This is a genomic window from Longimicrobium sp., assembly GCF_036554565.1.
GTDB lineage: Bacteria > Gemmatimonadota > Gemmatimonadetes > Longimicrobiales > Longimicrobiaceae > Longimicrobium.
This window is the reverse complement of the sequence record NZ_DATBNB010000707.1, coordinates 1-5,540: the sequence shown is the minus strand read 5'-3', so window position 1 is coordinate 5,540 and position 5,540 is coordinate 1. Positions and strand designations below refer to the sequence as shown.

The window sequence follows — 5,540 nt, the reverse complement described above, 5'->3', positions numbered from 1 at the left end:
GTCCGGTGCGAGGGCCGGCGCCCCCCATCCCCTGCCCTTCCCCCGCAAACCGCGCGGGGGAAGGGAGCCAGTCCGCGGCGCTTCGGGAGGTGCCCAGACGCTGCACGCTGCGGCCTTTGCATCGGCGGGGACTCTCGCGGTGCCGCGGGCGCGCACGACAGCCAAGGGTACACGAGAGCATGCAGTCCACGAAGGTGGACATCGTGTGCCTGTTGCAGCGAATTCATTCGCCCGTGTAGTCGGCAGACCGATCCCGGCAGAGACGCGTCAACCCTGTCCGGTCGCGGCCTGGATCCGGACGGAGGGACGCCGGAAAACACCGTGGACAACCGGTGTGGGAAGTTCGTGGAGAAGTTGTGGAGTACCGGGCGCGGGTGTGGGAATGGGGACGGCGTGGGGAATCGGGCAGTTCTCCACATCCTCAATCCACAGAGTCCGAACCGGTTCAGGTGGTTGCGAGAGCACAGGTTGGTAGGGCGCGAGGGGCGGTATCCACAGATCCACACCCTCTACTACCAATACTAGATTGGATATCTATATGGTGGTAAGAACCCTTCCCCGTGGAGAACGGGTCACCCTCGAGCGTTGGCGACCGACGTATGCGATTCACGATCACGCGTGAAAACCTGCAGCAGGGGCTGGGCGCGGTGGCGGGCAGCATTCCCACCCGCACCACGCTTCCCGTGCTGTCGAACATCCTGATCGAGGCCGAGGACGGCGCCGTCAGGATGAGCGGTACCGACCTGGACACCGCGGTGTCGGTGCGGGTGGCCGCCGACGTCGCCGAGGCGGGCGCCATCACCGCGCCGGCCAAGAAGCTCCAGGAGATTGCCCGCGAGCTTCCCGGCACGGTGGAGTTCGGCACGCAGGGCGACGCCATCCAGATCACCAGCGGGCGCACCAAGTACCGGCTGAACGGGCTGCCCCGCGACGAGTTTCCCGCCTTTCCCAAGGTGGACTTCGTCGAGAGCTGGCGCGTCACCGGGCAGGAACTGCAGCGGCTGATCACCCACGTGTCGTTCGCCGCGTCGACCGAGGAGACGCGGCCGATCCTGAACGGGGTGCTCTGGCAGCTGGGCGAGGGCGAGATGCGGATGGTGGCCACCAACGGACACCGCCTGGCCAAGATGACGCTGTCGGTGGAAAACGGCGCCGCCGCGGTGCCGCCGGGCGACTTCATCGTTCACCCCAAGGCCCTGGGGCAGGTGCAGCGCCTGTTCCGGCCGGACGAAACGGTGGAGGTGGGGCGCAGCGAGAACCACATCGGCTTCCGCGGCACCGACGTGCAGATCTTCACGCGGCTGATCGAGGGGCCGTACCCCAACTACGAGCAGGTCATCCCCAAGGACAACGACAAGTCGATGGTGGCCGACAAGGGCGCGCTGCAGGCGGCCGTGCGGCGCATGGCCATCGTGGCGAGCGACCAGACGCACCGCATTCGCCTGTCGCTGGGCGGGCCCATGCTGCGCTTCGCGGTGGAGACCCCCGACGTGGGCACCGCCACCGAGGAGCTGCCGGTGGAGTACGACGGCGACCCGCTGGAGATCGGCTTCAACGCGCAGTACCTGCTGGAGCTGCTGCGCTACATGCCGACGGACGAGGTGAAGATGAGCTTCAAGGCACCGGAGCGCGCCGCCACCATGCAGCCCATCGGCAACGAGGACACGCCCGACTACCTGTGCCTGGTGATGCCCCTGCGGCTGCTGAGCTGAGGGACGCGCCCGGCGGGATGGAACAGGGCGGGAGAGGGCCGGCGCTCTCTCCCGTCCAGCGTTTGGAGACACCCGTGGCTGCACGATCCTCTCTGCTTCGCCGACGGCTGCGCACCGCGCTCCTCGTAGGACTCTGCATGGCACTCCTGGGCGGCATCCTCTGGTGGCGGAACACGCGGCCGTCGCACGAGCGGGTGTGGCGGCCGGAGCAGGCCGTGCTGCCGAGCGTGGCCTTCGACGGCAGCCGCGTGCACGTGAGGAACGTGCGCGACTTCACCTTTCGCTCTGCCACCGACTTCACCCCCGGGTACCGCGACCGCACCTACGACCTGGGCCGGATGAAGCGCGTGTGGTTCGGCCTGTCGCCCTTCAACACCGACTGGCGCGGGCCGGCGCACACCTTTCTGTCGTTCGAGTTCTCCGACGGGCAGTTCGTCAGCGTGTCGGTGGAGGCGCGGCGGGAGGCGGGTGAGGAGTACTCCATCTGGAAGGGCTTGCTGCGGCGGTTCGAGGTGATCTACGTCATCGCCGAGGAGCGCGACGTGATCGGCGTGCGCGCGGTGACGTGGAAGGACGCCGTCTACCTGTATCCCGCCAAGGCGACGCCGGACCAGGCCCGCGCGCTGTTCGTGGACATGATGAAGCACGCGCAGCGTCTGGAGCGCGAGCCCGAGTTCTACAACACGCTCTGGAACAACTGTACGACCAGCATCCTGGAGCCGGTGAACCGCATTGCCACCGAGAAGATTCCGTTCGGCGTGCGCGTGGTGCTTCCCGGCTACTCCGACAAGCTGGCGATGGACCACGGGCTGCTGGACACGGATCTGCCGCTGGAGCAGGCGCGTGCGAAGTTCCAGGTCAACGAGCGCGCCCAAGCCGCCATCCACGCACCGGACTTCTCCACGCGCATCCGCTCGTGATCCGCTGATCCCGCGTCGACTGATGGACCCGCACAAAGAAAGCGCCTCCGCGCCGACGAATCGGCACGGAGGCGCTTTTCACATAGCGGGGGCGGGATTCGAACCCGCGACCTTCGGGTTATGAGCCCGACGAGCTACCAGGCTGCTCCACCCCGCGGCCATGGACAACGCAGAGAGTGTGTTTGAAGCCAGATACTTGGGGTATCGGTGGGTGCCATCCCCTCGGTTTCCGCGATGTCAATCAAGACTCCGCGTCTGCCTTGGGCTCAGGCCCCGGCTTCAGAACTATCGGCTCAAACGTGAAGCTCTCTACGCCGTCACGCGATGAATCTATCAGCGTGCCAAGTGTTTGTCAACCAACCGCTTAGCGCTTCGCGACGATGCGCGCCAGGATCTCGCCCGCCAGCTCGCGGTTGTAGTCGGCCCTGCCTTCACGCACCTGGACGAACACCTCGGAGCTCGCGTTGGTCTCGCGCTCGATCCCCACGACCACCTCCGCGGCGCCGCGCCGGCCGTTGATGGTAATGTCGTTGCCGATCGCCGAGCCGCCGCGGCCGGGCCGGCCCTGGCGGTCCGTCAGCTCGATGCCCATTTCCTCGAACACGGCGGCGGTGGACTCGAACACCTCGGGAACCTGTGCGTGCACCAGCGCCGTGGCTCCGCGTCCCGTGTAGCCGATGCCGCCGGCGGCGCCCACGGCCGTCGGGGCGCACGCGGCGGTCAGCAGGCAGAACAGGGCGAGGCCAATCCGGGTTGCCGATCGGGGGATTGCGCGCATTCTCGTTCTCCTTGGAGATGGCTGGATGCTTCGGGTGGAACGTTCCTGCCGGCCGGACCGTGACGACTCTCACGCGAAAAGCGCGGAGGTCGCGGAGAACGAACGGGGCGCCTGGAGGATCATCCGGCCCCGTCGTTGCTGGTACAATGCGTAGACGCGAACACGATGGCAACTGGGACGAGCGATGACGACGGCAGCGGCGACGGCGGGCGGGGAAGGGTGGACGCACCACGAGGCGGTGGTGAACAACGTCCGGCTGCACTGGGTGGAGGCAGGCGAGGGGCCGCTGGTGGTGCTGCTTCACGGGTTTCCGCAGTTCTGGTGGACGTGGCGCTGGCAGATCCCCGCGCTGGCCGCCGCAGGCTATCGCGTGGTGGCGCCCGATCTGCGGGGCTACAACATGTCGGAAAAGCCCGCGCGCGTGGCGGCGTACCGCACAGAGCAGCTGGTGGCGGACGTGGTGGGGCTGGTGCGGCACCTGGGTGCGGACAAGGCGCACGTGGTCGGCCACGACTGGGGCGGGGTGATCGCCTGGTGGATGGGGATGCTGGCGCCCGAGCACGTGGACCGGCTGGTCATCCTGAACGCGCCGCACCCACGCGCCTTCGCGCGGGAGCTGATGACGCCCGACCAGATGCTGCGGTCGTGGTACGCCGCGGCCTTCCAGCTGCCAATCCTCCCCGAGGCCGCGTTCCGCCGGGGCGACTTCGCGCTGCTCGAGCGCATTTTCCGGGGCGAGGCGGTGCAGCCCGGCGCGTTCACCGACCAGGACATCCAGCTGTACCGAGAGGCCGCCGCGCGCCCGGGCGCCATCAAGGCCATGCTCGCCTACTACCGCGCGGCGGCGCGCCACTCGTCGCCACGCTCTCGCAAGATCGCGCTGCCTACGCTGGTGATCTGGGGTGATCGAGACCCGGCGCTGTCGGTACGGCTGACGCACGGGCTGGAGAAGTGGGTGCCCGGCGTTCGCGTGGAGCACCTTCCGGAGGCGAGCCACTGGGTGATGGAGGAGTTTCCCGACCGGGTGAACGAGCTGCTGCTCGGGTTCCTGCGCGAGGGGGCAGCCCCGCATGTGTGAGACTCATTCCGCCACGGGCCGGGCATGAAGCGCGAGCTGACGCGGAAGGCGATCCACATGTCGTCGACGGTGCTGCCCCTGCTGGTGTGGGTGGTGCCGCGCCCGGTGGCGCTGGCGGTGCTGCTGCCCGGTGCCGCCATCGCGCTGGGGATCGACTTGGCGCGGCACAAGCACCGCGGCTTCCGCTACCAGTTCCTTCGCCGCACGCGCACCATGCTGCGCACGCACGAGCGGCACGGCCTCGCCGGGGCCACGTACATGGCCGTCGCGTACGCCGCCGCGCTGGTGCTGTTTCCCAAGCCCGTGGCCGTGGCCGCGATGCTCTTCAACGGCCTGGGCGACGCGGCGGCGGCGCTGGTGGGCAAGCGGTGGGGGCGGCACCGCACGTCGTGGGGCAAGAGCTGGGAGGGGTTCGCGGCGGGGCTGGTGACGGACCTCGCGGTGGCGGGAGCTGTCTGCCTGGTGGCCCCGTCCGTCCCGTTCGCGGCCGCCGCGTTCGGGGCGCTCGTCGCCGCCACGGTGGAGTTCGCCCCGCTTCCCGTGGACGACAACGTGCGCGTGACGCTCGTCGGCGGCGCGGCGATCGGCTTGGGGATGGTGCTGCTGGCGTAGTTCCGCGGGGCCCTCACCCGTCCTCGACACTACGCGGGCCACGGCCCAGCTGGGGCGACTGAAGTCGCGGCAACGACGGCCCAAAGTCCGCCTTCGCGGACTGCATCCGGCCGCCGCGCTGACACGCGGCGCAGACGCACGAGACTGGCGCCCTTCCCCCGCGGGGTTTGCGGGGGAAGGGTTGGGGATGGGGGGCGCCGCGGCGTGCGCCACACTCCGTCGTTCGGCGCTCCGGCCGCGTCTCGGGTCTGGGTGCCCGCTGCCGCGCCCGAGCGTCGAGGTGTCCGCGGTTAGATCCTTCGCCCCGCAGAGGCTGGAGTACGGGCCGGTCCGGTGCGCTTGGGGCTCAGGATGACAGACCCCCGCGCCGGCCTCGGCCGAAGCGCGATCGAATTCTCCCCTCTCCCGCTTGCGGGAGAGGGGCCGGGGGTGAGGGCAGC

At 69.2% G+C, this 5,540-nt stretch carries 5 protein-coding genes and 1 tRNA gene; 4 read left to right on the top strand and 2 right to left on the bottom strand.

Translation table 11 applies throughout. From position 1 onward, the window contains the following. Nucleotides 1-599 precede the first annotated feature (599 nt). Both dnaN and VIB55_RS19840 read left to right on the top strand, forming a co-directional pair. Complete coding sequence (gene dnaN, locus VIB55_RS19845; RefSeq protein ID WP_331878406.1) at nucleotides 600-1,712, top strand: DNA polymerase III subunit beta; 1,113 nt, start codon at nucleotides 600-602, stop codon at nucleotides 1,710-1,712. 137 nt (nucleotides 1,713-1,849) lie between these two features. Next, nucleotides 1,850-2,632, top strand: coding sequence for a DUF4105 domain-containing protein (locus VIB55_RS19840; RefSeq protein ID WP_331878405.1), 783 nt, complete (start codon nucleotides 1,850-1,852; stop codon nucleotides 2,630-2,632). 83 nt (nucleotides 2,633-2,715) lie between these two features. On the opposite strand, the gene VIB55_RS19835 is transcribed toward VIB55_RS19840, so the two are convergent. Together VIB55_RS19835 and VIB55_RS19830 are read right to left on the bottom strand one after the other, a co-directional pair. Further along, a tRNA-Met gene (locus VIB55_RS19835) sits at nucleotides 2,716-2,789 on the bottom strand. 207 nt (nucleotides 2,790-2,996) lie between these two features. Further along, complete coding sequence (locus tag VIB55_RS19830; RefSeq protein WP_331878404.1) at nucleotides 2,997-3,410, bottom strand: hypothetical protein; 414 nt, start codon at nucleotides 3,408-3,410, stop codon at nucleotides 2,997-2,999. A 184-nt stretch (nucleotides 3,411-3,594) separates the two neighbouring features. On the opposite strand from VIB55_RS19830, the gene VIB55_RS19825 reads away from it, so the two are divergent. Both VIB55_RS19825 and VIB55_RS19820 read left to right on the top strand, forming a co-directional pair. Beyond that, nucleotides 3,595-4,488, top strand: coding sequence for an alpha/beta hydrolase (locus VIB55_RS19825; RefSeq protein ID WP_331878403.1), 894 nt, complete (start codon nucleotides 3,595-3,597; stop codon nucleotides 4,486-4,488). Between the two features lie 24 nt (nucleotides 4,489-4,512). Further along, complete coding sequence (locus VIB55_RS19820) at nucleotides 4,513-5,100, top strand: diacylglycerol/polyprenol kinase family protein (RefSeq protein WP_331878402.1); 588 nt, start codon at nucleotides 4,513-4,515, stop codon at nucleotides 5,098-5,100. Nucleotides 5,101-5,540 lie beyond the last annotated feature (440 nt).

Bases quoted from the DNA above. Each gene is read 5' to 3' on its own strand.
- dnaN (WP_331878406.1), top strand. From the start codon at position 600: ATGCGATTCACGATCACGCGTGAAAACCTGCAGCAGGGGCTGGGCGCG.
- VIB55_RS19840 (WP_331878405.1), top strand. From the start codon at position 1,850: ATGGCACTCCTGGGCGGCATCCTCTGGTGGCGGAACACGCGGCCGTCG.
- VIB55_RS19830 (WP_331878404.1), bottom strand. From the start codon at position 3,410: ATGCGCGCAATCCCCCGATCGGCAACCCGGATTGGCCTCGCCCTGTTC.
- VIB55_RS19825 (WP_331878403.1), top strand. From the start codon at position 3,595: ATGACGACGGCAGCGGCGACGGCGGGCGGGGAAGGGTGGACGCACCAC.
- VIB55_RS19820 (WP_331878402.1), top strand. From the start codon at position 4,513: ATGAAGCGCGAGCTGACGCGGAAGGCGATCCACATGTCGTCGACGGTG.